At 34.4% G+C, this 24,680-nt stretch carries 26 protein-coding genes and 1 tRNA gene; 14 read left to right on the top strand and 13 right to left on the bottom strand.

Features of this window, described 5'->3' with window-relative positions; all coding sequences use genetic code 11:
* Positions 1–66 precede the first annotated feature (66 nt).
* A complete protein-coding gene (locus DMB65_RS14215) occupies positions 67–1,317 on the bottom strand; it encodes an OmpA family protein (RefSeq protein ID WP_110307305.1) in 1,251 nt (416 codons plus the stop codon).
* A 555-nt stretch (positions 1,318–1,872) separates the two neighbouring features.
* Here DMB65_RS14215 and DMB65_RS14210 point away from each other — a divergent pair.
* The 4 genes from DMB65_RS14210 to DMB65_RS14195 all read left to right on the top strand — a co-directional run bounded on the left by DMB65_RS14210 (position 1,873) and on the right by DMB65_RS14195 (position 4,272).
* Entirely contained in the window at positions 1,873–2,169 is a 297-nt protein-coding gene (locus DMB65_RS14210; RefSeq protein WP_110307304.1) for a hypothetical protein, read from the top strand.
* 25 nt (positions 2,170–2,194) lie between these two features.
* Positions 2,195–2,485, top strand: a complete 291-nt coding sequence (locus DMB65_RS14205) for a hypothetical protein (protein WP_110307303.1) — start codon at positions 2,195–2,197, stop codon at positions 2,483–2,485.
* 17 nt (positions 2,486–2,502) lie between these two features.
* A complete protein-coding gene (locus DMB65_RS14200) occupies positions 2,503–2,796 on the top strand; it encodes a hypothetical protein (RefSeq protein WP_110307302.1) in 294 nt (97 codons plus the stop codon).
* Positions 2,797–2,922: 126 nt separating this feature from the next.
* Positions 2,923–4,272 carry a sigma-54-dependent transcriptional regulator gene (locus DMB65_RS14195; protein WP_110307301.1) on the top strand — a complete coding sequence of 450 codons (1,350 nt, stop codon included), beginning with the start codon at positions 2,923–2,925 and terminating at the stop codon, positions 4,270–4,272.
* Here DMB65_RS14195 and DMB65_RS14190 read toward each other — a convergent pair.
* Together DMB65_RS14190 and DMB65_RS14185 are read right to left on the bottom strand one after the other, a co-directional pair.
* Positions 4,269–6,710 carry a hybrid sensor histidine kinase/response regulator gene (locus tag DMB65_RS14190; RefSeq protein ID WP_110307300.1) on the bottom strand — a complete coding sequence of 814 codons (2,442 nt, stop codon included), beginning with the start codon at positions 6,708–6,710 and terminating at the stop codon, positions 4,269–4,271. The genes DMB65_RS14195 and DMB65_RS14190 overlap by 4 nt on opposite strands.
* Before the next feature lie 137 nt (positions 6,711–6,847).
* Positions 6,848–8,749 carry a S9 family peptidase gene (locus tag DMB65_RS14185; RefSeq protein ID WP_110307299.1) on the bottom strand — a complete coding sequence of 634 codons (1,902 nt, stop codon included), beginning with the start codon at positions 8,747–8,749 and terminating at the stop codon, positions 6,848–6,850.
* A gap of 138 nt (positions 8,750–8,887) precedes the next feature.
* On the opposite strand from DMB65_RS14185, the gene DMB65_RS14180 reads away from it, so the two are divergent.
* From DMB65_RS14180 to DMB65_RS14165, 4 genes are all read left to right on the top strand, one after another.
* Positions 8,888–10,000, top strand: a complete 1,113-nt coding sequence (locus DMB65_RS14180; protein WP_110307298.1) for an NAD(P)/FAD-dependent oxidoreductase — start codon at positions 8,888–8,890, stop codon at positions 9,998–10,000.
* Positions 10,000–10,767 (top strand): monofunctional biosynthetic peptidoglycan transglycosylase, encoded by a 768-nt coding sequence (gene mtgA, locus DMB65_RS14175; protein ID WP_110307297.1) that lies wholly within the window; start codon positions 10,000–10,002, stop codon positions 10,765–10,767. The genes DMB65_RS14180 and mtgA overlap by 1 nt, the downstream gene beginning before the upstream one ends.
* On the top strand, positions 10,754–11,713 hold the full coding sequence (locus tag DMB65_RS14170) for a lipid A deacylase LpxR family protein (protein WP_110307296.1): 960 nt from the start codon (positions 10,754–10,756) through the stop codon (positions 11,711–11,713). The genes mtgA and DMB65_RS14170 overlap by 14 nt, the downstream gene beginning before the upstream one ends.
* Positions 11,714–11,818: 105 nt before the next feature.
* Positions 11,819–12,148: a YegP family protein gene (locus tag DMB65_RS14165; protein WP_110307295.1), complete on the top strand. Its 330-nt coding sequence runs from the start codon at positions 11,819–11,821 to the stop codon at positions 12,146–12,148.
* Positions 12,149–12,371: 223 nt separating this feature from the next.
* Here DMB65_RS14165 and DMB65_RS14160 read toward each other — a convergent pair whose 3' ends face one another.
* Positions 12,372–12,935 (bottom strand): DUF6642 family protein, encoded by a 564-nt coding sequence (locus DMB65_RS14160; protein ID WP_110307294.1) that lies wholly within the window; start codon positions 12,933–12,935, stop codon positions 12,372–12,374.
* 169 nt (positions 12,936–13,104) lie between these two features.
* Here DMB65_RS14160 and DMB65_RS22165 point away from each other — a divergent pair, with 169 nt between their 5' ends.
* Entirely contained in the window at positions 13,105–13,281 is a 177-nt protein-coding gene (locus tag DMB65_RS22165) for a hypothetical protein (RefSeq protein WP_165834943.1), read from the top strand.
* A gap of 38 nt (positions 13,282–13,319) precedes the next feature.
* On the opposite strand, the gene DMB65_RS14155 is transcribed toward DMB65_RS22165, so the two are convergent.
* Positions 13,320–13,393, bottom strand: a tRNA-Ala gene (locus DMB65_RS14155).
* 104 nt (positions 13,394–13,497) lie between these two features.
* Between DMB65_RS14155 and DMB65_RS14150 the strand changes: the two genes are divergently transcribed.
* The 3 genes from DMB65_RS14150 to DMB65_RS14140 all read left to right on the top strand — a co-directional run bounded on the left by DMB65_RS14150 (position 13,498) and on the right by DMB65_RS14140 (position 15,706).
* Positions 13,498–14,262: an enoyl-CoA hydratase/isomerase family protein gene (locus DMB65_RS14150; RefSeq protein WP_110307293.1), complete on the top strand. Its 765-nt coding sequence runs from the start codon at positions 13,498–13,500 to the stop codon at positions 14,260–14,262.
* 161 nt (positions 14,263–14,423) lie between these two features.
* Positions 14,424–14,876, top strand: a complete 453-nt coding sequence (locus tag DMB65_RS14145) for a 6-pyruvoyl trahydropterin synthase family protein (protein WP_110307292.1) — start codon at positions 14,424–14,426, stop codon at positions 14,874–14,876.
* An 86-nt stretch (positions 14,877–14,962) separates the two neighbouring features.
* Positions 14,963–15,706, top strand: a complete 744-nt coding sequence (locus DMB65_RS14140) for a UDP-2,3-diacylglucosamine diphosphatase (protein ID WP_110307291.1) — start codon at positions 14,963–14,965, stop codon at positions 15,704–15,706.
* Here the strand turns inward: DMB65_RS14140 and DMB65_RS14135 are convergent.
* From DMB65_RS14135 to DMB65_RS14100, 8 genes are all read right to left on the bottom strand, one after another.
* A complete protein-coding gene (locus tag DMB65_RS14135) occupies positions 15,703–16,059 on the bottom strand; it encodes a hypothetical protein (RefSeq protein ID WP_110307290.1) in 357 nt (118 codons plus the stop codon). The two genes, DMB65_RS14140 and DMB65_RS14135, sit on opposite strands and share 4 nt — an antisense overlap.
* 162 nt (positions 16,060–16,221) lie before the next feature.
* On the bottom strand, positions 16,222–17,502 hold the full coding sequence (locus DMB65_RS14130; protein WP_110307289.1) for an MFS transporter: 1,281 nt from the start codon (positions 17,500–17,502) through the stop codon (positions 16,222–16,224).
* Entirely contained in the window at positions 17,492–19,192 is a 1,701-nt protein-coding gene (gene recJ / locus DMB65_RS14125) for a single-stranded-DNA-specific exonuclease RecJ (RefSeq protein ID WP_110307288.1), read from the bottom strand. The genes DMB65_RS14130 and recJ overlap by 11 nt, the downstream gene beginning before the upstream one ends.
* Before the next feature lie 86 nt (positions 19,193–19,278).
* Positions 19,279–19,623 (bottom strand): HopJ type III effector protein, encoded by a 345-nt coding sequence (locus DMB65_RS14120; RefSeq protein WP_110307287.1) that lies wholly within the window; start codon positions 19,621–19,623, stop codon positions 19,279–19,281.
* Between the two features lie 48 nt (positions 19,624–19,671).
* Complete coding sequence (locus DMB65_RS14115) at positions 19,672–20,256, bottom strand: hypothetical protein (RefSeq protein ID WP_110307286.1); 585 nt, start codon at positions 20,254–20,256, stop codon at positions 19,672–19,674.
* Positions 20,240–21,484, bottom strand: a complete 1,245-nt coding sequence (locus tag DMB65_RS14110) for an ATP-binding protein (protein WP_110307285.1) — start codon at positions 21,482–21,484, stop codon at positions 20,240–20,242. The genes DMB65_RS14115 and DMB65_RS14110 overlap by 17 nt, the downstream gene beginning before the upstream one ends.
* 83 nt (positions 21,485–21,567) lie before the next feature.
* Positions 21,568–22,284 carry a 16S rRNA (cytidine(1402)-2'-O)-methyltransferase gene (gene rsmI / locus DMB65_RS14105; RefSeq protein ID WP_110307284.1) on the bottom strand — a complete coding sequence of 239 codons (717 nt, stop codon included), beginning with the start codon at positions 22,282–22,284 and terminating at the stop codon, positions 21,568–21,570.
* 89 nt (positions 22,285–22,373) lie between these two features.
* On the bottom strand, positions 22,374–23,393 hold the full coding sequence (locus tag DMB65_RS14100) for a hypothetical protein (protein ID WP_110307283.1): 1,020 nt from the start codon (positions 23,391–23,393) through the stop codon (positions 22,374–22,376).
* A gap of 231 nt (positions 23,394–23,624) precedes the next feature.
* On the opposite strand from DMB65_RS14100, the gene DMB65_RS14095 reads away from it, so the two are divergent.
* Entirely contained in the window at positions 23,625–24,215 is a 591-nt protein-coding gene (locus tag DMB65_RS14095; protein ID WP_110307282.1) for a thymidine kinase, read from the top strand.
* A 29-nt stretch (positions 24,216–24,244) separates the two neighbouring features.
* The gene (locus DMB65_RS14090; protein ID WP_110307281.1) at positions 24,245–24,664 is read left to right on the top strand and encodes a hypothetical protein; all 420 of its coding nucleotides are present in this window, start codon (positions 24,245–24,247) and stop codon (positions 24,662–24,664) included.
* Positions 24,665–24,680 lie beyond the last annotated feature (16 nt).

Below are 24,680 nucleotides of genomic sequence, written 5' to 3'. Positions count from 1 at the left end.
GCTTTGAGCCCCTCTAAAAATAAATTTATACACTATAAATTGCATAGTATAAAGTGTCTAATAGTTCTATTCTTTTATTTTAAAAGTAACTCTTCTTACTAATTTTCTCGCTGTAGCAGAATCTTTATCGACAGAAGTATCTACACCACCACTAATAACATTTATTCTTTCAGCCGCAATTTTTGCTTTCAGTAGAATATCTTTTACGCTGTTAGCTCTTTCAATAGCTAATTTTTCATTGTATAAAGCATTACCAATTTCATCAGCATAACCAGTAATCTCAACAGAAGCTGAAGGGTTGTTTTTTAAATAGTTTAATACAAAATTAATACCATCCATAGAAGAATCAGTAGGTGTAGATTTGTTGAAATCAAAATAAGCTGCAACATAACCTCCGTTAACTAATTTAGTTATGGATTCACTATCGCTTATTGGAGCGCTGGATTTATTTGAATAAGTTTTCTTTAAGTAATCCTCTAATTCATCAGGTATACCATTATTGTTCAAATCAACAGCTCTTCCTTTAGAATCCACCATAAGTCCGGCAATAGTATTAGGTTCTAAATCTAAATAATCGGCCACACCATCTTTGTCACTGTCGATTAACATTTTTTCAAGATTGTCAATTCTTTCTCTTTGAGCAATTATCTCGTTATCAGTAAGAGTAACCCAGTCAGCATGTTTTTCTTTTTTTCCAAGGTATAATGTTAAACCGATAGTGCCATTAAACAAAACTCCGTTGAAGCCTTTTTCTGTAGTTACTGCAGCTGCATCATATGTATAGCGTTGAAAAGCATTCATGATGGTTGAAAAATCTCCAGTAAGAACCAATTTGTTGGATAGTTTAACCTGTCCCGTTACACCAATAATAAAATTAATCACTCTGTCATTTAATGAAGAGTTTTTATCCTCAAAGTAAGCGGCTCCAAAACCGGTATGTCCTAATAAACCAATTGTTTTGGTCCAACTCTCGAAATTCATGATTCTTCCTAAATTGGCTACGCCCTGAATATCAAATCTATAATATTTGGTATCAAAAGGAGTTGTGTTTTTTTGTTCCTGAAAACTATTGTAGCCAAAATCAGCTTTAAAACCAAATTTATTATTGAGCATATAGCGTACTCCCAAATCAACAACATAAGGACTTATAGTTGAAGTGTAATATTTCATCGGTTTTTGCGGCTTGTTAAACCCGCCTGCAAATTCGATAGACCATTTGTTGAAATTCCCATCAGTTAAACTTTCTCCAGTGCTTGTTTGAGCATTAGTTATTGTGACTGTTACAAGTAAAACAAGTAATAGTATGATTTTTTTCATTTTATATTGCAATTTTAAAATTCCGTGCAAATTTACAATATAATTTTTAACATTTTAATATAGGTAATACAATTATGCTGAATTGTTAGTAAATATGTTAAAAAAGTATTTTAAATCGTAGTTTGGTCTAGTTATTCTATTCGCAACCTTCTTTTGTTAATTAAAATGGAATCAATAAACTTCTGCTTTTCAGGTGTTTGTTCTGTAAAGTAAGCTTAATATGTTAATTGAACTGTTTTTTAAAAATTTATATTCATATCAGATTTTACTCTAAGGCCAAAAAAAGTAGTAAGTCCAATTTTGTTTCTACATATACTTATAGTTTAAGATCTGGATATAATACAATTACTTAAGATGATACACTTTTGTGTGTACTTTTTACACACTAATTTTCAAAAAATACACAGTTATCTTCTCTGAAAAAAAAAGTTTTCATTTGTTAAGTTGTTCAAAAATAGTTGTTTATCTGTTTTTGGATGTGTAATTTTAGTTGCGGCATGATAATTTCATTATTTAAAGTGTAAACAACTATCAATAATTTAAAATATACACATTATGAAAAATTTATTTTTATCAGCCGTAATCGTTTTGGGAGGTTTAACTTCATTTGCTTCAACCTCTTCAGTTTCAAATACTATTGTAAAAACAATTTCAATTCAGGACGAATATACCGAAGTTAAATTAGAAGAAGTTCCTGTCGCAATTACAGATGCTCTTAAAAAAGCATACCCAGATGCAGTACTTTCAAAAGCATATAAAAATGAAAAATCTGAATATAAATTAGATGTTACTGTTGGCGACAAAGTAGGAAACCTGTTTGCAAATGCAGATGGAACGTGGATTAAAAAATAATTAAGTAACTTTAAATAAACTTATTATGAGAAGGCTAATCTTATCAACAGCAATAGTTTTAGGAAGTTTGTCAATTCAGGCATTTGCGCCTGTTGGAATTAGCGTTAATTCAGATATTATTCAGGACGAATATACAGAAGTCATTCCAGATACAATACCGGCAGCTGTAAAAGCAACACTAGAAAAATCTTTTCCCAATACTAAACTCGAAAAAGCATATAAAAACGCAAAAAATGAGTACAAATTAGAAATTTCAACCGGAGATAAGAAGTATATTGTTTTTACAGATGCATTAGGAAATATAATTAAAAAATAATTTTAAAAAACAGCATTATGAAAAAGTTAGTATTATCAGCAGCGATCATTTTTGGGAGTTTATCAATTTACGCAACAACTACTAAAGTTGGGCCTGTACAAACGATTGTAAAATTCCAATCAGAGTATAAAGAAATAAAAGCAGAAGAAGTTCCGGGAGTTGTGACAAAAGCACTGGAAGCAGCTTATCCGGGAGCAAAACTCGAAAAAGCATCTGTAAACGAGAAAAAAGAATACAAATTAGATATAGCAGTTGGGGATCAAAAGGCTACTGTATACTCGGATGCCAATGGTAACTGGTTAAAAATATAATTAGGTGAATTAGATTTATGTTTTTGGTGAAAAAGAGATTGCATTTAGCAGTCTCTTTTTTTTGCATAATTTTATGAAAATACTGTATTATTAGTGGTATTTTAGCAAAAAAGTCCCCAAAATGCGATGCTAAAGATATTATTAATTGAAGACGATATTTCATTTTGTAAATTATTAGAAAAATTTCTGATAAAGAAAACCTATGAGGTAAGAATTGCTTTTTCAGCTACCGAGGCCAGATTATGTATCAAAAAAGAATCGTTTGACTTAATTTTGACAGATCTTCGCCTGCCTGATTGCGACGGGATTGTTTTAATGAAAGAAATTAAAGAATCTTATCCACAAATTCCGGTGGTTTTAATGACGGGCTATTCTGATGTAAGTACGGCTGTAAAAGCCATTAAAAATGGTGCTTCAGATTATATATCGAAACCCTTCAATCCTGATGAGGTATTGTTGGTGATTACAAATGCATTACAGACTTCAACTCCTGTAGTTGAAAAAGAAACAAAAAAGGAGAAAAAAAATCCTGCGAAGCAAAATAATACTGCAGAAAATGATTTTGTAAAAGGAATTTCGGTTGCATCCAAAAAATTACTGGAACACATTAAATTGGTTAGTCCCACAGATATGTCTGTTTTGATCATTGGAGAAAGCGGTACCGGTAAAGAAATTATCGCAAAAAGCATACATCAGCAAAGTCATCGTAAAAACAATAATTTCATTGCAGTTGACTGTGGAGCCATTCCGAAAGAACTGGCAGCAAGTGAATTTTTCGGTCATTTAAAAGGATCTTTTACCGGAGCGATAAGCGATAAAACAGGTTATTTTGAAGCAGCTAACGGAGGGACTATTTTTTTGGATGAAATAGGAAATCTTTCTTATGAAAATCAAATTCAGCTACTAAGAGCCCTACAGGAACGCAAAATCAAACCTGTTGGCAGTAATAAAGAAATCAATGTTGATATTCGAATTATAACGGCGACGAATGAAGATTTACGTGAAGCAGTTAAAAATGGTGATTTCCGCGAAGATTTATACCACAGGATTAATGAGTTTTCAATTCAATCACCTTCACTGACTGATAGAGCAGAAGATTTAATGATTTTTGCCGATTATTTTTTAGAAAAAGCAAATCAGCAATTAAACAAAAATATTATTGGATTTTCATCTGAAGTAGTGGCTATTTTTCAAAAATACAGCTGGCCGGGCAATTTACGGGAACTCCAAAACTGTATCAAAAGATCAACGCTTTTATCTCAGGGTGCTTTTATTGAAACAGATGTTTTGCCTGCCGAGTTTTTTCAGACAGAAAAACAAAGTAATTTGGATAGTTTTTCTTTATCTGATAATGAAAAAGAAGCTATCATTCATGCTTTGTCCAGAACACAAAACAACAAAACAGAAGCAGCAAAGCTTTTGAAGATAACACGAAAAACGCTTTATAATAAACTGAAACATTATAATCTCGATTAAATATTTTCTGTTTCCAATATTTCAAAAAGCGAATCAATTTTGCTTTTTAAAGTTTTAAAAATACCTTCAACATCAGAATTTTCTAAATCATTTTCTTCCAGTATTTGCAAAATCCTTCCTATTTCATGTGCCTGAATTTGCCTGAACATAGGTGCAATTCGATGAGCTATTGTGTTTATTTCGGCAATGTTTTTTTCTTTAACAGCATTTTCTAAAACTTCTAAATTTAGTTTTGTGCTCGCTATAAATGATAAGATGAATTCTTTTGAAGATTCTGTATCATGGCCTAAAAATTCTTTTAGTGTTTTTAACGAATATGTTTTTGAAGAAATTTCTTCTTCGGTTTTTACAATTTTGTCATCAGAGTTTATAGTGTTGTCTAAAATGCGCTGAATGGTTTCAAGCAGTATTTTTGGGGAATATGGCTTTTTTATGACCGTTGAAAAACCTGCTTTCGCATAGACTGAAAAATCCAAATCTGTTCTTCCGGTTATGGCAATAACAGGTTGGTTTTTATAAAATGTACTGCTTTGGGTTTTTATTTTTTCAAAAAACAAAAACCCGTCGATTTCCGGCATTTGAATATCTGTAATAATGAAATCAAAATCAGTGTTTTGAATTGATTTCAAGGCTTCTGCCGGACGGCTAAATGAGTAAACCTCATGACCATGTTGTTTTAAAATAGTGCTGGTTAGGCTTAATAAATTAGTGTCATCATCCAGAACAATAAACGTTAGTTTTTTTGAATGGTGAATGACTTCTTTTTCTGTTTTATCAGCCAGGTTTTCAGTTGTGTAGTGAAGTAACGGAAGTTTAATTTCAAACGTACTTCCTTTTCCAAACGTACTTTCAAGTTTTAGGCTGCCTCCTAAAATCGAAATGATTTTTTGACATATTGACAACCCTAAACCGGTTCCGCCGTATTTTTTTTCAATGCCTTCATTGGCCTGAGCAAATTCTTCAAATACTAATTTTTGATTTTCTTTTTCGATTCCGATACCTGTATCTTGTATTCTTATTTGGAAAAAGTCGCCTTCCGGGTCAAGATGGGTGCTGATTTTAATAAAACCTTCTTCTGTAAATTTGTATGCATTCCCGATAATGTTGCTTAAAATTTGTTTCAACCGAAACGGATCACCCACAATTTTACTATTTAGTTTTTCATCAATATCAATGATAAGTTCTATCTTTTTTTGTTTATAAACGGTCTGGATACTTTTAGCAACTTCGTCAATAATTTCAGGTAACAGAAAGGGCACTTTTTCAATAGTTATTTTTCCGGCCTCTATTTGAGAAAAATCAAGTAAATCCTGAACCAGTTGCGTAATATATTCAGAAGAGTTTTTGATATTCTTAATAAAATACGACTGTTTTATATTAACATCAGAATTTCCCAAAAGTTCTGAGTAACCTACAATTGTACTCAATGGTGTTTTTAAATCATGGCTTACTGTAGAAATAAGCTGTTCACGGCTCTTAAGCAGGTTTTTGGTTTTGAAATTGGCAATTTCTAATTGTTTTTTATACAATTGCGATTTCGAATAATCACTTACAATGATAATTGAAAACAACACCGTAAGCAATAAGCCAATAATAGCAGAAACAGTCACAATTTCGTTTACTTTTTTAAGTGATCTTTCTTTAAGTGAATTGTTTTTTATAGAGTTTATTATAATTTCTCTTTCAATAATCCGAAGCACTTTTCGGAGTTGGTCAGAGATTGCAATTTCGTTTTTAAGGAGTTTGTTTTCTTCAATATTCAGGGATTCTTTTTTCTTTTCTGCCTTTAGCTTAACATTGCTCAAAAGCTTTTTCGAATTGGCCAGAATAGAATCAGAAGCTTGTTTGCTTAAAGTATTGGTACTGTCATCCGGAATATTCTTATTTAAATAATCCACATATTTTTGAAGGACATTTCGTTGATAACTGCCTAAATCATTGGGGTTTTTGGTGAAATCCTGAAGTTCCAGCTTTCTTAGTTTAAACTCCATTTTGGTAATTTCATTGATAGCAGTATTTACAGAAACCTCGTCATCAGCCTTGTTTTTGATGCTTTTTAATTTTCTGATATTTTCTGTTTTTTCAGTCAGTAAATAATTGACGCTGTCTAATAGGACTTTTTCATATTGTGAATTAACAACCTGTTTTAAGGTATCAATTCTTGATTTTAAGGAATCTGTTTCAATGAGATAGCTTTTAAAATCTTTTTCAGAGTTAGTCTGGATTGTTTTGCGGGCCAGGCTTTCCGTTTTATAAACGTTCGAATAAAGTTTACTGACTCTTACTATTTTTGTTTTTTCAAAAGCAATTTTATCTTCTAATTTGTTGTAGACTACATTTTCAGAATATAAAAACCATCCCACAGTAGCTACCAAAGCTACTAATGCAACATAACTAAAAAGAATCTTAATGGGCATATAGCTTTTTCTGCTTTCCATAAATTGTATGAAAGAGTTTGTTTTTTGAAACGGTTACTGCAATTTATTCAATATTTTCTGTTTTAAAAAGCCAAACTTTCTATAAAAAATTAGCCACAGACCATACATCTGTGGCTAATTATTGTTTTAGTTTTTAATTAAAGGGTTTCGTTGAGCCATTTAAAAAATTCGTTTTGCCAAACCTGAGCATTCTGAGGTTTTAAAACCCAGTGATTTTCATCCGGGAAATAGAGCAAACGACTTTTGATGCCTCTTAGCTGAGCCGCCTGAAAAGCTTCCTGACTTTGTCCGATTGGCACGCGGAAATCTTTTCCTCCCTGAACAATTAAAATGGGTTTATTCCAGTTCCCAACCAAAGTTGCGGGATTAAATGTGGTGTACGCTTTTTGCGCAATCGCATTATCTTTTTCCCAATAAGCACCACCAAAATCCCAATTGTTAAAGAAAACCTCCTCGGTTGTTCCAAACATACTTTGTGTGTTAAAAACACCATCATGAGCGATAAATGTCTTAAAACGGTTTTTATGAATTCCGGCTAAATAAAATACAGAGTACCCTCCATAACTTGCCCCAACACAACCCAAACGCCCTTTGTCAACGTAATTTTCTTTGGCTACATCATCAATTGCAGAAAGATAGTCATCCATAACCTGACCTCCCCAGTCCTTACTGATCTGTTCGTTCCATTCAACCCCGTGACCCGGCATTCCGCGACGGTTAGGTGCTACAACCACATAACCTTTAGCAGCCATTAAAGAGAAATTCCAACGGAAAGAATACGATTGTGTCAATGCAGCTTGTGGACCACCCTGACAGAATAATAAAGTTGGATATTTTTTTGAAGCATCAAAATTTGGAGGTAAAATCACCCAAACCAGCATTTTCTTCCCATCGGTAGTAGTAACATAACGTTTCTCTGTTTTGCTTAAAGTGAGTGTTTTGTATGTTTCGGTATTTACATTTGATAATTGTTTCCAAGTGTTTTTCTTCAAATTGTAAGAAAAAATTTCTGCAGCATGATTCATGTCTGTTCTGGTTACAATAATGTTATCTTCTGAAAAACCAATTAAATCATTTACGTCAAAATCCCCATTGGTAATTTGATGTACCTGAATTGCAATTCGGGTCGCCCCAGGAAAATTAACTTCAAAAAGTTGTTTTGTACCATCAACAGCTGCTGTAAAAAACACTTTTTTACCATCTTTACTCCAGATAAAACTATCTACAGTACCATCCCAATTAGCGGTTAAGTTTTGTTTGATGCCTTTGAATTCAACAATAATATCATTTTTGTCAGATTCATAACCATCGCGTTTCATTTGCAGCCAGGTCAGGTTTCCAGTTGGAGAAAATTGCGGGGCTGTATCATAACCTAAGTTGCCTTCGGTTCTGTTTACTGTTTTTTGAGTTTCCAGATTGTACTCGTAAATATTGGTATCAGTAGAAATTGCGTAAGCGGTTCCTGCTTTTTTCTTGCACACATACAAAATACTTTTACTGTCCGGAGACCAAATGTAATCTTCGTCTCCGCCAAAAGGTTTTTGAGGAGAATCGAAGTTTTCGCCTTTTAGAATGTCAATTCCGGTTGCATCTTCTTTGTTTTCCTTATAAAAAACGTGATTGAATTTGCCTTCGTTCCAGGTATCCCAATGACGATAATCCAGACCATCATAAATTTGGGCTTCGGATTTGTCAAGGTTTGGGTAGAAATCTTTACCTAAGACTTTTTCCAGTTTCACCTCTTCATTGTAAACTAAAAATTTTCCGTCAGGGGAAATGTTTTTATCTGCCAGAACATCTTTGGTATCCCTGATCTCTGTTGCATTTCCACCATTTACAGGCAAAATATAATATTTCGAATTGGATTTGTTTTCTTCAACAGAAGGAGTTGAAACCTTAAAAACAATATTTTTAGCATCTTTTGAAAGTCCAAGTGGTGTTACTCTTCCTAATTTCCATAACAATTCCTGTGACATTACATTTTGTCCGATAGCATTTAAACTCATCATTAATAAGGTTATAAATAATACTTTTTTCATAATAAAAAATCTAATTTTCGTAGTGCTAAAAATACAACATTTGAAACCTTATTAGTTAAATTCTGAACCTTAATAATTGTTAAAATTGAAATTTATTTTTTGGAACAAAAAATCAGTATTTTTATAAAAAATTGATAAATGGAATTAAGTTATTGGGAACTAAAAAACTGGTTCACAAATGTAGATTATACCATAGTTGGAAGCGGAATTGTAGGTCTTCATACCGGATTGCGCCTACGCGAAAGATTTCCGTCAGCAAAAATTCTCGTTTTAGAAAAAGGAATATTACCTCAGGGTGCGAGTACCAAAAATGCCGGTTTTGCCTGTTTCGGAAGCCTTTCTGAAATTATGGATGACCTGAAAACACACACCGAAGAAGATGTGGTTCAACTCATAGAAAAACGCTGGCAGGGATTACAATTGCTTCGAAAAAGGGTAGGAGATACCGTAATAGATTTCAGGCCTCATGGCGGATATGAATTGTTTTTGAAAGATGATGAGAGCGCTTTTAACGAATGTATGGCAAGACTACCGTTTATCAATGAAATTTTGAAGCCACTTTTTAAAGCAGAAGTTTTTACCAAAGAAATTGACCGATTTGGATTTCAAAACATAAATGAGTATTTGATTTTTAATCCGTTTGAGGCACAAATCGATACCGGAAATATGATGCAGGAATTGCTTAAACAAGCTGTTGCTGCCAATATTTTAATTTTGAATCAGCAAACCGTAACTTCTTATGCTGATGCAGGAAACCATGTTGAAGTTGTGCTGGGGGATTTTAGTTTTAAAACACAAAAAATACTTTTTGCGACAAATGGTTTTGCAAAAGTGCTGACTCAGGGAGCCGTTCAACCAGCCAGAGCTCAGGTTTTAATTACAGAGCCAATTTCTAATTTAGATATAAAAGGTACCTTTCATTTAGATCGCGGGTATTATTATTTCAGAAATATTGGAGACAGAATTCTCCTTGGCGGAGGAAGAAACTTAGATTTTGCAACAGAAAATACTACCGAATTCGGTCAAACCAAAATTGTACAAAATAAATTGGAAGATTTACTGAAAAACGTAATTTTACCAAATCAGGATTTTCAGATCGCCCATCGCTGGAGTGGCATTATGGGAGTCGGAAACAGTAAAAAACCTGTTGTTTTGCAACTGTCTGAAAACGTGTTTTGTGGCGTTCGTTTAGGCGGTATGGGAGTCGCAATAGGCAGTTTAATAGGAACAGAATTAGCAGATTTAATATAATGGCAACTAAAAAACCAATACCCAAAAAAACAACTGCAGGTAAATCGAAACCTGCTTCTAAGAAATCAAACCGCTCTTGGGGACAAAAAATCAAATGGTTTTTCATTAAAGCCGCCTTATGGTTTTTCGGGCTTTCGATTGCATCAGTTGTACTATTCAAATACGTTCCGGTGTTTTTTACGCCACTTATGGTGATACGGGTAATCGAGAACAAAATGTCTGATAAAGAAGTGTATTTCGATCATAACTGGGAACCAATAGAAAAGATTTCCAAGAATCTTCAAAAAGCCGTTATTGCCAGTGAAGACGGAACTTTTTTATACCACAACGGTTTCGATTTCAAAGCGCTCCAAAAAGCCTATAAAAGCAATTCACGCGGGCGCAGGATTCGTGGTGGAAGTACCATTTCGCAACAAACAGCCAAAAATGTTTTTCTCTGGCAGGGAAAAAGCTATTTCCGTAAAGGTCTCGAAGCTTATTTTACCGTTTTAATTGAACTTATTTGGGGCAAAGAACGGATCATGGAAGTTTACCTCAACAGCATTGAAATGGGTGATGGCGTATACGGTGCTTATGCAGCAACAGAGTATTGGTACAGACGTGACGCTTCGAGTCTGACACCAATGCAGGCAGCCGGTATTGCTGCTATTTTGCCCAATCCACGTAAGTTTAAGGCAACAGGGTCTTCAAGTTATATCAACAGACGAAAAGAAAGAATTGTTCGGGAAATGCGAGCCGTTGGTAAAATAAATTATGAGAGTAAGTAAAAAAGGCTTCTTTCAGCTTTTGGTGCTGACATCGGTTTTAGGTTTTTCTCAGGGTAAAACTTCAGAATTGGGTTTTATCACGGATAATGATTTGTACACTTCATTTAAAAATGATATGTATTATACCAATGGACTGGAGTTTTTTTACAGGTTTTTGTCGAAAAACAGCAACGAAAAAATCAATAAAAAAATTACCGAATTCAGAATCGGGCAATATATTTATAATCCGAGATTTATTAATCAGGAAGCAGTAACAATTAACGACCGCCCTTTTACTGGGTATCTTTTTGCAGAAGCAGGACGTAGTTTTTTCTACCAAAGCGAATCGGTTTTGAAAACTGACTTTCAGATTGGTTATATGGGGGCTAATGCCTTGGGTAAAGAAACGCAGGAAAATTTCCATAAGATCATTGGATATAAAAAAGTATATGGCTGGGAAAATCAGCTTCATAATGCATTGGCACTACAGGTGCATATAATGTATTCGAAAAAACTATTTTCAAAAAAACACCACGATTTTATTGATGCCCACTTTCAGTCTGAAGCCAGTTTGGGAACGATCTTCACAGGAGTTTCCACAGGGGTTTTAGCCCGATTTGGTTTAAAAAAATTACTGCCCATCTACGATTCTAACCTGCATGATGCTTCGGTAAGTTTTGAATCGCAACATACTATTCGTGAATTTTACTTTTATGCCATGCCTGGTGTTAATTATCAATTTTATGACGCAACGATTCAGGGCAGCATGTTTAATGATACAAGTCCGTTGACTTTTGATTTGCAACCCTTGCGGTTTAATGCCGAAGCCGGTTTTAAATACCGTCATAATAATTTTAATATTTCGTATTCTTTCATGTACCGCGGAAAAGAATTAAAAGACCCGGATACGAATACCAATACAGGCTATTTTTACGGATCGATTCGATTGGGATTTTTATTGAAGTAGTTTATAATTCAATAATTTAAGGGTAATCGTAAAAATGTATTTCTAAGTTTTGTAATTTTATAGAAGCAAAATAAAAATATTTTTAATTTAAATCAAAAAAACAGTATGGGCAAATTTGTCATTACCAAGAGAGCTAACGGGGAGTTTCAATTTAATTTAAAAGCCGGCAACGGACAGACCATCTTAACAAGCGAAGGGTATTCCAGTAAAGCAGCTTGTTTAAACGGAATAGAATCTGTGAAAACAAATTCGCAGGATGATTCGAAATTTGATAAGAAAGAATCTTCAAATGGAAAGCCTTATTTTAATTTAAAAGCATCAAACGGCCAAATCATAGGTGCAAGCGAAATGTACGAAAGCACGGCAGCCAGAGATAATGGTATTGCCTCGGTAAAAACAAATGCACCGGAGGCTGCAACTGATGACCAGGCGTAAAGTGATTTGTAATGATAGAATTGAAAGGCTCTCTTAATTGAGAGCTTTTTTATTGGCGGAGGGCTTAAAAAGATAAAATTTCTAAGCTAGCCCTGATGGAAGGGGCATCCTTTTGTGCCGGGGTTCGGCAGAAAAGATTACTTCGTCAGTTCACTATAGGCTTGGGTAAAACGGATAGCGGGACAAAAACTTCTTTTTGAGAACAGATAATCTGTTCCTGAAACTAATAATACAGCCTAAAATCAAGCAATTTACAAAGATCATAATGCTTTTCGTAAAGTGTTTCTACGATTTCAATAAGGTCATCTTGTTCCTGGCATAATTTGAAAAAGGCCTTATCAACAGAACCCGTGCTGGTAAATTTGTTAGAAAAAGTTCCGTAGCCGGAAATTGCACGTGCCCCTGTAATGTCCAGAAAATATTGCGCTTCCTCTTCATTAAGATCCAGTATTTTTGAATTGGCAAAATGCAGTATTTTACCTTTCATTTTGCCTTCAAAGATTTCGGCAATCTCCTCAAGGCTGTAATAGTAATTATTCAGGCAAATAGTATTGGCTTCGCCTTTCATTACCAGGTAGATAATTTCGTAATCCTTAAAATTATGATCGTCATAGAGTAACGTATTCAGGCTCTCTTCCAGTCCTTCGATAGTATCACAGGTTTTGTAAATACTCGAAATGCCCTGATTAAAGGCCAGTTTTTCTAAGCTTTTAACAACCTCAGTAGCGATGTCGTTTTCTACATCTAAAACGCCTTCAAGGCAGAAAATAAATTGATCAGAATCCATGACGATTGGTTTATTATAGTCGGGTTTGATTTTATCCCTGACAGCAATTTAATTATAATAGTCCGGATATAAAAGGCTCTTAAAGGAGTTTAACATAATGGAGAGGTTTAACTTTTAGATAATATTCCGGGATTTTAAAAGTTGTATTTTTGATTTAAAAATTAGGGTTATGGAAATCAACTGGATAGTATTAGGCGCTTTTGCTGCGGGATTAATAGTTTTGATTTTGTTTATGATTAAAAAAAATCAAAAAGAGAAACAGAAACTGACAGAGTTTCTAAACAATGACTATAAAAAATCTGAAGAAGACGAACCGGATTTTGAAGATACTGCTAATGAGAAATAAAAAAAACTCAGGTCTTTTGAACCTGAGTTTCTAGTTTGTGGAGAATACCGGATTCGAACCGGTCACCTCTTGCCTGCCAGGCAAGCGCTCTAGCCAAATGAGCTAATCCCCCAATTCCACAGCAAATAAAGTCAATTAATTTTCAAAAAACAAATTTAAGACAGTTTCAGGCAAAATATTTTTCAAAACCGTAACTTTACGTTTAAAACTATTTTTATGAGTTCTGAAAAATTAAACGGAAGTTTACAAACTTCCTTCAAAAATACAGTCGCAACCCTTCAGTTCGGACATCCCGCAAGTAACTCTTTTCCTCGTAAATTACTGGATCGACTGACAGCCGAAATCAATTTATTAAGCCGAAATGAAGCCGTTTCCGTTATTATTCTGCAAAGCGAAGGTTCAAAAGTATTCTGTTCCGGAGCATCGTTTGATGAACTTCTGAAGGTACAAAACGAAGAGCAGGGAACCGAATTTTTCTCTGGTTTTGCGCATTTGTTAAACGCAATGCGAAACTGTACCAAACTCATCATCGGACGGGTTCAGGGAAAAGCCGTTGGAGGAGGAGTTGGTATTATCGCCGCCTGCGATTACGTTTTGGCAACACCCGAAAGTGCCGTGAAACTCTCCGAACTTGCTATTGGCATCGGACCGTTTGTCATCGAGCCTGCTGTTTCCCGTAAAATCGGTAAAGTGGCCATGACCGAAATGGCGTTGGCGGCCCACGAATGGAAACCGGCAAGCTGGGCCTTGCAAAACAGACTTTTTTCAGCTCTTTACAATGCCGATTTACTTGATGCAGAAGTCGAAAATTTTGCGCAAAAACTCAGTTTGTACAACCCCGAGGCTTTACTCGAAATGAAGAAAATTATTTGGGAAGGTACAGAACAATGGGAATCCCTACTTATCGAGCGTGCTAAAATTACCGGAAAACTGGTTTTGTCCAATTTTACAAAAAAAGCTTTATTGCAGTTTAAGAAGTAGTTTTTTCAGGAGCAATTTCCTGCTCTTCGCTGTATCTTTTGTGCCGAACACCGGCACAAAAGGATGCCGCTTCGATCAGGGCTAAAACCGAAATCGAGACGTTTTATCATTAAAAGAATATTTCTCGCTTCTATTTCCTAAATTTGCACAAAAAACAACCGATGAGTAATATCAGAATTACAAAACAATTTAGTTTCGAAACCGGACACGCTTTATACGGTTACGACGGAAAATGCAAAAACGTTCACGGGCACAGTTACAAATTATCGGTAACAGTTATTGGTTCGCCAATCACAGACCGGTCGAATGTAAAATTCGGAATGGTAATCGATTTTTCGGATCTAAAGAAAATTGTAAAAGAAGAAATCGTCGATCAGTTTGATCATGCTACTGTTTTTAACGAAACAACACCACATATTGAACTGGCAAATGAACTAAAAAACCGTGGTCATCATGTAATTTTGGTCGATTATCAGCCAACCAGTGAAAATATGGTGGTGGATTTTGCCAAAAGAATTGTGGCAAGATTACCTGACAGAATCCAACTTTTCTCCCTAAAACTTCAGGAAACCGATTCTTCATTTGCAGAATGGTACGCCTCTGATAATTTGTAAAAAGTAAAATGAGAGAAGCATGAAGCAAAATGGTTTAGTCTCACGTTTTACATCTCACAAAATACATCTCACAAAAAAAACAATAAATGAAAAAAATATATTTTGCTTCTGATCAGCATTTTGGGGCTCCAAGCCCGGAAATGAGTTTGCCTCGCGAAAAGAAATTCGTAGCCTGGCTTGATGAGGTGAAAGAAGATGCTGAAGCTATTTTTTTAGTAGGCGATTTATTCGATTTTTGGTTCGAATATAAAACGGTTGTCCCAAAAGGTTTTGTTCGTGTTTTGGGGAAACTGGCCGAAATTCGCGACAGCGGAATTCCAATTTATTTTTTCGTGGGCAATCATGATTTATGGATGAACGATTATTTTGAGACCGAATTGAATATCCCGGTTTATCATGACAATAAAGAATTTACTTTTTACGGAAAGACATTTTTAATTGGTCACGGTGACGGAAAAGGTCCCGGTGATAAAGGTTATAAAAGAATGAAAAAGGTATTTACCAACCCGTTTTCAAAATGGCTTTTTCGCTGGCTGCATCCGGATGTTGGTGTAAGTCTGGCGCAATACTTATCCGTTAAAAACAAACTGATTTCCGGTGACGAAGATGTCAAATTTTTGGGTGAAGAAAACGAATGGCTGGTATTGTACGCCAAACACAAACTCGAAACCAAACATTACAACTACTTTATTTTTGGTCACCGTCATTTACCGATGATTATTCCGGTTGGAGAAGACTCCAAATATGTAAATTTAGGTGACTGGATTGGATATTTTACATACGGTGTTTTCGATGGTGAAACTTTCGAACTAAAAAAATTCGAAAACTAATTTTTACCTGCTCCATACACATATTCATCAAGATCTAATCTAAACAAAGTCCCTTCAACTAAATCTTTTATTGATTTTATTTCTTTCATTGAAACCGCTAAATCAACCTGAGGCAAAGGGGTTTTAAGTAAAAACTTATGACAGCTGTTTTTTAGCTGACAAGATTCACAACAAGTATTTTCAATAAGGCTGTCTTCAATCAAATCACAAAACTGATTTAATTCGGCTATCGTAAGGTAGAATCCGGTTTCCCTAAAAACCAATTGTACTTTGTCTAATATTGTTTTGTTTTCCTTTTTCCAGTAAAAGGCAACTCCAAAATTGTTATAGTATATCTGCTCAATATCTTTCATTACAAAATCCTTTATTTCAACAAATATAAATATTATTTATATTAATTCTAAATAAAAAATTGATAAAATTGTGAAAAACTAAACCCTATACGTTATATAAGTTCATTTTAGTTTATCGTAATTTTTTATAAGAACTTACATAACATATATGATTTAAAAAAATTACTCCATATTTTGATGATCTTCCATGTCTTTTTGAAGATCTAAATTTCTAAAAGTTGGCGAAGCAGCTCCAAAACCTAAAACGGTTAACAAGGTCATGCTTCCTCCAAAAACTACCGAGGTCACGGTTCCCATTAATTTGGCTGTTAATCCGCTTTCAAAAGCACCTAATTCATTTGATGATCCAACAAACATTGAGTTTACAGCTGCAACACGCCCTCGCATATGATCTGGGGTTTTTAGCTGTAAAATGGTCTGGCGGATCACTACCGAAATTCCGTCGGCAACTCCGCTTAAAAACAATGCCACAACCGATAACCAGAAAATGGTCGAAATTCCGAACAGGATAATGCATAATCCGAAAACAAAAATAGCAATTAAGAGTTTCATTCCCGCTTTTTTATACAAAGGCACATAAGCCGAAATTAGCATCGTAATAAATGCGCCAATAGCTGGAGCGGCTCTTAATACTCCAAATCCTTCCGGTCCGACTTTTAAAATATCCTGAGCAAAAACAGGTAATAAAGCTACAGCACCACCAAAAAGAACGGCAACCATATCTAGTGAAAGAACACCTAATATCGTTTTGTTGTTGAACACAAATTTGATTCCTTCTTTCAGGCTTTCCATGACAGGCTCTCCAATCTTAGGATTTAAAATTGGCTTTTTGCTGATTTGTGAAAGGGCAAGCAAAGCAAAAACAGAACAGCCAAAAACAGAACACATCGACCAGTGAACGCCAATGTAATTAATTGAAAATCCTGCAACTGCCGGTCCTAAAACGGCTCCAATCTGCCAGACAGAACTGCTCCAGGTAGCCGCATTTGGATAAGCTTTTTTAGGGATAATTAAAGACAATAGTGAGAAAATCGTGGGCCCCAGAAAGGCACGCACCAATCCGCCTAAAAACACTAAAGCATAAATAGAATATAAAATAATATCTGCTGAAAATCCTCCGACTACCTTTGGCCAGGTCAGTAAAAACAATCCGAAACTAATTACGGAAAATCCAAGAATGCATTTTACCAATAAACTTTTTTTCTCACGCTGATCGACTATATGCCCGGCAAATAACGCCATCGAAACAGCCGGAATTACTTCCATCAATCCGATCATTCCAAGAGAAAGAGGGCTTTTAGTCAAACTGTACACTTCCCACTCAATTACAATGAACTGCATGGACCAGGCAAAAACCATGGCAAAACGCAACAATAAAAAAACATTAAATTCTCTATAGCGCAACGCCTGATACGGGTCGTTTTTCTTTTCTTTATTTTTCATTTGTTCTGATATCTTTCAGCATCAGCTGATTCGTAATAGTTTCGTTCCATTCGTTCTGAGCAATGGTATATACGAGCTGAAACGGAGTTTGATTATGTGTAATATTTATTTTTTTTCCGAGCCCAAAACCAATCGCAGCAATGCCTTCAGAGTTGTTTTGTTTGACAAAAAGTCTCAAATGTTCATCATCTGCACCTAAAGTTTTTGCATAGCCTGTATCTTTTACGTTTTTAGTCATAAAAACAGGTGTCATATTTTGTGGACCAAAAGGCTCAAATTGTTTTAAAATCCGAATTAATTTAGGGGTTATGTCAGAGAAATTTATCTCGGCATCAATTTCGATTTCCGGAGTGCGCATATCGGGATGGATCGTTTCTTCCACACATTTTTCAAAAGCAGCTTTGAAAGCCGGATAGTTTTCTGCTTTTAATGTCATTCCGGCTGCGTACATGTGACCTCCAAATTGCTCCAGATGTTCAGCACAGGCATCGAGTGCATTGTAAACATCAAAACCTTTTACAGACCGTGCCGAAGCGGCATATTTGTCGCCACTTTTAGTAAAAACCAATGTAGGGCGGTAATAGGTTTCGATCAGTCTGGAAGCCACAATTCCGATTACACCTTTGTGCCAGTCTTCCTGAAAAACCACGGTTGAAAAACGCTCTTCTTCCTGATTTTCTATAATTTGCTGAAAAGCTTCCTTGGTGATTTTTTTATCTAAATCTTTTCGGTCTGCATTGTATTGTTCTATTTCGGATGCAAATTGCTGTGCCTGTTCAAAATTAAATTCGGTCAACAATTCCACTGCATGATTGCCATGTTTGATTCTTCCTGCCGCATTAATTCTGGGAGAAATAATAAAAACAACATCCGTAATATCTAATGTTTTCTTTTTTACCTGATGAACCAAAGCTTTTATTCCTGGTCTTGGATCTGAGTTAATAACCTGTAATCCAAAATAAGCCAGTACACGGTTTTCTCCTGTAATAGGTACTATATCGGCAGCGATTGCTGTAGCCACCAAGTCCAGATACGGAACCAAATCTTCAATGGTTTCATTTCGGTTTTGACCTAAAGCCTGAATCAGTTTAAAGCCAACACCACAGCCGCACAATTCATCGTAAGGGTAGGAGCAGTCTTCTCTTTTTGGGTCTAAAACCGCTACTGCATCCGGAAGAGTTTCTCCGGGCCTGTGGTGGTCACAAATAATAAAGTCAATGTTTTTTGCTTTTGCATAGGCGATATGATCAACGGATTTAATACCACAGTCGAGTGCAATAATCAGTGAAAATCCGTTGTCGTCGGCAAAATCAATTCCTTTAAAAGAAATTCCGTAACCCTCATCATAACGATCCGGAATATAAGTCGCAATATTGGGGTAATGCGATTTCAGGTAAGATGAAACTAAAGAAACCGCCGTTGTACCATCTACATCATAATCGCCAAATACCAGAATGTTTTCCTGATTTTCAATCGCCAGTTCAATTCTGGCAACGGCTTTGTCCATATCTTTCATCAGATAAGGATCATGCAGATGTTCTAAAGACGGGCGAAAGAAATTTTTAGCATCCTCAAAAGTTTCAATTCCACGCTGAATCAAAAGTGTGGCTACAAAGTCTTCTACATTTAAGGCTTGTGCCAGATGCTTGATTTTTTCTTCAGAAGGTTTTGGTTTTAAGGTCCAGCGCATTATTGATTTGTGATTTTTGAATGTTGATTAACGATTTTTGATTGAATAAAGATGATTTTAAATCGAAATCAAAAATCTGAAATAATTTATTTTTGTTCCAAAGCATTCCCTTCAAACTGAATTCCTTCCCAGCCAAGGTTAATGAAATTTCGAATGTTTTGGTGGTTTGTCCCGTTTGGATCTTTTAGAACTTCTTCAAAATAGAAGGCGCCAAAACAAGCTAACGTTTCTTCTTTGCTTAAATTCTGCAATTTTGCGAAAGCAAATAATTTGCAGGAACCAGAATTTTCTCCGGCAGCATTATGTTGTGTTCCGTTTTGGAAAGCAGTTGGAGTAAAATTGTAACTTTCTTCGATTACTGCAATAGTTTCAGGAAATGTGATTTGGGTTGGAGTTTGTTTTACTTTTTCTAAAAAGGCGTTTATGCTCATGATTATTCTAATTGAATTTAGCTAAGTTATCTTTAATGTAATGATTTTTTAAATTTTTATAGTTTTTTTAGATTTTATAACTGCTTCATTACTAGGGCGTAAAATGATTTTGTATTTCTCTAAAATTTCTTCGCGAGTCATTTCACTTCTTGTAAAGAATGCTTCACTAAAACTTTCAATTAATTTAGGGAATGATACTATAGCATGAACTTTTTTGTTTTCTGGAATAATTTGCTTGTCTCTGAAATATTTTACTGTGCTGATTATCTGATGTATCATTGTGTTTGGATAATCTACTTTTTCATCTAAAGCTATTTTAAGATTTTCTGTATATTTAGTTTCAATGCATAATATCCAATCTGTTTCATTTAAAGTCTTTGGGAACAATATACATTCACATTGCTTAACTTGTCCTTGTGGAGTATTTACTCTTAATGCATTTTCTTTAAATGCAACATAGTGAATAAAGATGTTCCTTTCATTATATAAAATAACACAGTCGTGTTCAGGTCTTTCAGATAAGATTTCAACATCACCTCCATTAATTTTTTTATAGTCAATTACAAATATTTCTTTTGAATTTGTTTCACCATTGTTTTGAGCCCTTATGACTGCATTAATCTCTTGAATCATATTCGAAGTAATTAAGCATTTCGTAATACTCATCCATTATATCTTTTGTGATTTCGTTGAAATAATGTTTTGTGACAGTTTTTGTTGAATTATCTTTAACAGAAATTAATTGGCCATCTTTGACTTGCCAAATTGAAACAAGATCAGGGTTTATCCAAGATGCTTTGTTTTTGATTTCATCGATATCTTCATCAGTAATATTATCTTTAATATTATACCCCATAAGGCAATTATTAATTGCATAAAGTATATATGGACTGTGGGTAGTTAATATAAGAGAATGATCTCTTTTATCAGTCATTTTATGAAAAAGATAGTTTACCAAATCTCTTTGTGTTGTGGGAAATAAATTCTGTTCTGGTTCTTCAATTATAAAATTGGTAAAATGATAATTTTCTAAAGCTTTTGCTTTTTGGTACGAGTTAAAAATTTTTTTTATGTCATCATTATGTAGTTCAATATCTCCTAAATCGATTGGGCTTTCTCCATATTTTGAAAAGTCAATTATTCGAGTTAGATTTTTTAATAAATAATCTTTTAAAGCATCCTTCTCGTCAACAGAATTTGAAATATGTCTATTATAAATGTAATCTGTAAGATATTCTATTAAAATAATTAATGGAATAATAGATTGCAAACCACTTGAGCCTTCCCGTAATTGAATTTCTTTTTTGTTTTTTAAGACTAGCATATCTACATCACTTTCAGATTTACTGTAAAATTTGATGTCTAAATTTAAAATAGATAAATTATTACTTTTGTTAAATATTCTCTTGGCACTAAACCAATCATAAACAAAACTCATTATATTATCATTTGTTTCCTTGAATTTTGATAGATTGGGAATAACTGAAACAAAGTTTCTTTCTGAAGGAATATAAATATTTTTAGTTTTTTGATATACTTTATTTGTTTTCTTTTTTCTAAAGCTTTTTTTAAGCTTTTTTCCTTTATATGATATTGTTATAAAATCTGAGGAATACGAAAAATATGAGTTGTCATTGAAATAATTTTCACTTAGCCTATGAAATTCTAATAATTGTTCTTTGATGTCATAGTCAAAATTCCCATCTATTAAATATCTTTTTTCTGCCCATTGACAAAAACTAATAATTTTTGCTAATGTGCTTTTTCCGCTACTTTGAGGTCCCATCAAAATATTAACCTTGTTCAATTCAAAGATTACATCTGATATTGGGCCAATATTTTTTATTTCAATCCTAGTCATATTCTATCTGTTGATTAACAAAGGTACTACAATTTATTATACTGATTATTTAGGTTGTCATGAAGTTTAGACAGTAAAAAAAGTTAATTGTCATCCTTAGAATATTTACTTTTCTTAGCTTCTTTTTCTATTGTTTTTCCTGCAACCACCACAACAATTTCACCGCGTGGCGCTGTTTTTTCAAAATGGGTTAGTACTTCTTTTGCGGTTCCGCGGACATTTTCTTCGTGCATTTTTGATAATTCTCTTGAAACACAAACTTGTCTGTCTTCTCCAAAATACTGAATAAATTCGGCTAAAGTTTTGACTAATTTATGTGGAGAAACATACAAAATCATCGTTCGGGTCTCTTCGGCTAAAGCCAAAAATCGGGTTTGGCGTCCTTTTTTATCAGGCAAAAAACCTTCAAAAACAAACTTTTCATTTGGTAATCCGCTGTTGACCAAAGCCGGAACAAAAGCTGTTGCACCTGGAAGGCATTCTACTTCTATTTTATTTTCGACACAGGCACGCGTCAATAAAAATCCCGGATCTGAAATCGCCGGAGTTCCGGCATCTGAAATTAAGGCGATGGTTTCGCCAGCTTTCAAACGTGCAATTAAATTTTCGGTTGTTTTGTGTTCGTTGTGCATATGATGGCTGTGCATGTGCGTGCCAATTTCAAAATGCTTCAGGAGTTTACCGCTCGTTCTGGTGTCTTCGGCCAAAATCAAATCGACTTCTTTCAAAATCCGAATGGCTCTGAAAGTCATGTCTTCAAGATTACCAATTGGTGTTGGAACGATATATAATTTAGACATAGTTTTTATTTTATAACACGAATTGCAAGTGTTTTTAAAAATGTCACAGAGCAAGAATTCGTGTTAATTCGTGCAATCTGAGTTTTGTTTTACGAGAATTTTTTTTCAATAATTCCAAGAAAACGTTCTTCGTAATCTTCTTTTCCCTGCCAGTCGTTATAATCCGGTTTTACCATGGTATCGATAAAATCTTTTGCTTCGCTATAATCATTAAAAGTAAGTAATTGATTTAAAACTCGGCTGTAATCTTCGGTACTGTTTCCAAAAAGATTTTTTGTGAAAGCAATTCGGTCATTCAGATCAATGTGGAAGCCTTTGGCTAGTTTTTCGTTTAACGGAACAGTTTTAGGTTTTACTGGCTCTGCAATTGTAGTCTGAGCTGGTGCCTGTTTCTCTTGAAATTCATTTATTGTGACTGTGCGTGCAGGAGAGACCTCTTTAAAATCATCTACTTTCACAAATTGAGCATCGGCATAATTAGGCCCCAGAATGTCTTCAAAAGAAATCGAAACAGTATCTGGTTTTGTAGTGGTTTCTGCTTTTGTTTTTTCTATTATTATTTCTTCTTTTTCTAATTCAAAAGCAGGTTTGAAATTCAGGATTGGTTTTAAATCGCTTACTGTTTTAAAAGAAAGTTCTTCTGCTGGTTCTGTTTCTTTTTGAATTTCAGAAACAGGTTCTTCTATTTTTGCAGCAATTTCTTCGACTACTTCTACGGGAATATTCACTACGGTTTCCTGCTTTTCAGCGTTTACTTCCTGGTTTTTAGCAGCGATTTCTATCGGGGTTTCTTCGATGATTTCAGGTTCTGCAATAACTTCTGCCGTAATTGCAGTTTCTTCAACGGGAGCCGGAAGTGTTTCCTCAGCTTTAATTTCTACAGGAAGTGTTTCCTGTTTTTCAAAAATACTTTCAATTTGTGATTCTGTTTCCCTGTATCCTATGGTTGGTTTTATATCGTCGAAATTTTCTTCTACAAATTTCAAAACAGTTAATTTTTCATATAATTTCTGTGTTTCCAGATACAATTGATTGATATCGGATTTGTTTTTAAGTTTTAAAATTCGATGTGCAATGCTGATCAAATCGGCTTCCAGTTTTTTTTTCATAACTATTGAAATTATAATGAATAGGGTATTTTAGTATATTTTGACTCTTTTTTTAATTTGCGAAAGAAATCTGCTGAATATTTATTTTCTGTTAATAAACGTATACGAATCTTCGATTTGATAAAAATTATCTACTTTTGAAAAAGTGTAAAATCAGCAATTTTTCACATCAATTTATTACCAGTACAAAGTAATAAAAACTATTCATTTTTAAAGGTAGAAAAATACAAAATGTTTCTCGAAAATACAGTAAATCACAAAGAACAATTTGGCTGGATTGAAGTTATTTGTGGATCAATGTTTTCGGGTAAAACCGAGGAGTTAATCCGCAGATTAAAACGCGCCCAGTTTGCCAGACAAAAAGTCGAAATCTTCAAACCTGCTATTGATACCCGCTATCATGAGGAAATGGTCGTATCGCACGATGCTAACGAAATTCGTTCAACGCCGGTTCCTGCAGCTGCCAATATTGCTATTTTAGCGCAAGGCTGTGATGTTATCGGGATTGATGAAGCCCAGTTTTTTGATGATGAAATTATTACAGTCTGTAATGATCTTGCCAATCAGGGAATTCGGGTTATTGTTGCCGGACTGGATATGGATTTTAAAGGAAATCCCTTTGGTCCAATGCCCGGACTTATGGCAACAGCCGAATATGTGACTAAAGTTCACGCCGTCTGCACCAGAACCGGAAATCTGGCAAATTACAGTTTCCGAAAAACCGATAACGATAAACTGGTCATGCTTGGGGAAACCGAAGAATATGAACCGCTCAGCCGGGCAGCGTATTTTAATGCGATGAAAAAAATCCAGGAAAAATAAATTTTCAGTTCTATTAAAAATACCATAAAATGAGAAAACAGCATATTCTATTTTTAGCAATTATGGTAATTGCGGTGGGTATAGTAGGTTATTTTTGTTTTTTTCTTGCTGAAAATACTGAAGGAGTAAATAAAAAAGTAGTTGAATTGGTTGAAAAATACAATAAAAACTGCCCTTTGATTATTCAGGACGGAATTCGTTTAGACAGTGTAAATTTACCCGAAGAAAGAACTGTTCAGTACAACCTGACTTTGCTGAATGTTGTAAAGGAAACGGCTGAGGTAACTGTGATAAAAACAGAAATTGAAAAAAGCCTGATTACTACAGCAAAAGCAAATCCGGGACTCAAAGTTTTTAGTGATAATGATTATAAACTGGTTTATAGTTACAGTGATAAAAAGGAAGTGTTTTTATTTCATGTAAAAATATTTCCGGATCAGTATGAATAAGCTTTAAGTCCAAAAT

The sequence above is a fragment of the Flavobacterium cheongpyeongense genome (assembly GCF_003202435.1).
GTDB lineage: Bacteria > Bacteroidota > Bacteroidia > Flavobacteriales > Flavobacteriaceae > Flavobacterium > Flavobacterium cheongpyeongense.
Note: the sequence above shows the minus strand (reverse complement) of the source record. Positions and strands in the feature narration are given on the sequence as shown.

Bases quoted from the DNA above. Each gene is read 5' to 3' on its own strand.
- DMB65_RS14140 (WP_110307291.1), top strand. From the start codon at position 14,963: ATGAAAAAAATATATTTTGCTTCTGATCAGCATTTTGGGGCTCCAAGC.
- DMB65_RS22165 (WP_165834943.1), top strand. From the start codon at position 13,105: ATGGAAATCAACTGGATAGTATTAGGCGCTTTTGCTGCGGGATTAATA.
- DMB65_RS14100 (WP_110307283.1), bottom strand. From the start codon at position 23,393: ATGAAAAAAAAACTGGAAGCCGATTTGATCAGCATTGCACATCGAATT.
- DMB65_RS14165 (WP_110307295.1), top strand. From the start codon at position 11,819: ATGGGCAAATTTGTCATTACCAAGAGAGCTAACGGGGAGTTTCAATTT.
- DMB65_RS14090 (WP_110307281.1), top strand. From the start codon at position 24,245: ATGAGAAAACAGCATATTCTATTTTTAGCAATTATGGTAATTGCGGTG.
- DMB65_RS14110 (WP_110307285.1), bottom strand. From the start codon at position 21,484: ATGACTAGGATTGAAATAAAAAATATTGGCCCAATATCAGATGTAATC.
- DMB65_RS14120 (WP_110307287.1), bottom strand. From the start codon at position 19,623: ATGAGCATAAACGCCTTTTTAGAAAAAGTAAAACAAACTCCAACCCAA.
- recJ (WP_110307288.1), bottom strand. From the start codon at position 19,192: ATGCGCTGGACCTTAAAACCAAAACCTTCTGAAGAAAAAATCAAGCAT.
- mtgA (WP_110307297.1), top strand. From the start codon at position 10,000: ATGGCAACTAAAAAACCAATACCCAAAAAAACAACTGCAGGTAAATCG.
- DMB65_RS14145 (WP_110307292.1), top strand. From the start codon at position 14,424: ATGAGTAATATCAGAATTACAAAACAATTTAGTTTCGAAACCGGACAC.
- DMB65_RS14195 (WP_110307301.1), top strand. From the start codon at position 2,923: ATGCTAAAGATATTATTAATTGAAGACGATATTTCATTTTGTAAATTA.
- DMB65_RS14150 (WP_110307293.1), top strand. From the start codon at position 13,498: ATGAGTTCTGAAAAATTAAACGGAAGTTTACAAACTTCCTTCAAAAAT.
- DMB65_RS14095 (WP_110307282.1), top strand. From the start codon at position 23,625: ATGTTTCTCGAAAATACAGTAAATCACAAAGAACAATTTGGCTGGATT.
- DMB65_RS14205 (WP_110307303.1), top strand. From the start codon at position 2,195: ATGAGAAGGCTAATCTTATCAACAGCAATAGTTTTAGGAAGTTTGTCA.
- DMB65_RS14200 (WP_110307302.1), top strand. From the start codon at position 2,503: ATGAAAAAGTTAGTATTATCAGCAGCGATCATTTTTGGGAGTTTATCA.
- DMB65_RS14115 (WP_110307286.1), bottom strand. From the start codon at position 20,256: ATGATTCAAGAGATTAATGCAGTCATAAGGGCTCAAAACAATGGTGAA.
- DMB65_RS14170 (WP_110307296.1), top strand. From the start codon at position 10,754: ATGAGAGTAAGTAAAAAAGGCTTCTTTCAGCTTTTGGTGCTGACATCG.
- DMB65_RS14160 (WP_110307294.1), bottom strand. From the start codon at position 12,935: ATGGATTCTGATCAATTTATTTTCTGCCTTGAAGGCGTTTTAGATGTA.
- DMB65_RS14135 (WP_110307290.1), bottom strand. From the start codon at position 16,059: ATGAAAGATATTGAGCAGATATACTATAACAATTTTGGAGTTGCCTTT.
- rsmI (WP_110307284.1), bottom strand. From the start codon at position 22,284: ATGTCTAAATTATATATCGTTCCAACACCAATTGGTAATCTTGAAGAC.
- DMB65_RS14210 (WP_110307304.1), top strand. From the start codon at position 1,873: ATGAAAAATTTATTTTTATCAGCCGTAATCGTTTTGGGAGGTTTAACT.
- DMB65_RS14215 (WP_110307305.1), bottom strand. From the start codon at position 1,317: ATGAAAAAAATCATACTATTACTTGTTTTACTTGTAACAGTCACAATA.
- DMB65_RS14130 (WP_110307289.1), bottom strand. From the start codon at position 17,502: ATGAAAAATAAAGAAAAGAAAAACGACCCGTATCAGGCGTTGCGCTAT.
- DMB65_RS14190 (WP_110307300.1), bottom strand. From the start codon at position 6,710: ATGGAAAGCAGAAAAAGCTATATGCCCATTAAGATTCTTTTTAGTTAT.
- DMB65_RS14185 (WP_110307299.1), bottom strand. From the start codon at position 8,749: ATGAAAAAAGTATTATTTATAACCTTATTAATGATGAGTTTAAATGCT.
- DMB65_RS14180 (WP_110307298.1), top strand. From the start codon at position 8,888: ATGGAATTAAGTTATTGGGAACTAAAAAACTGGTTCACAAATGTAGAT.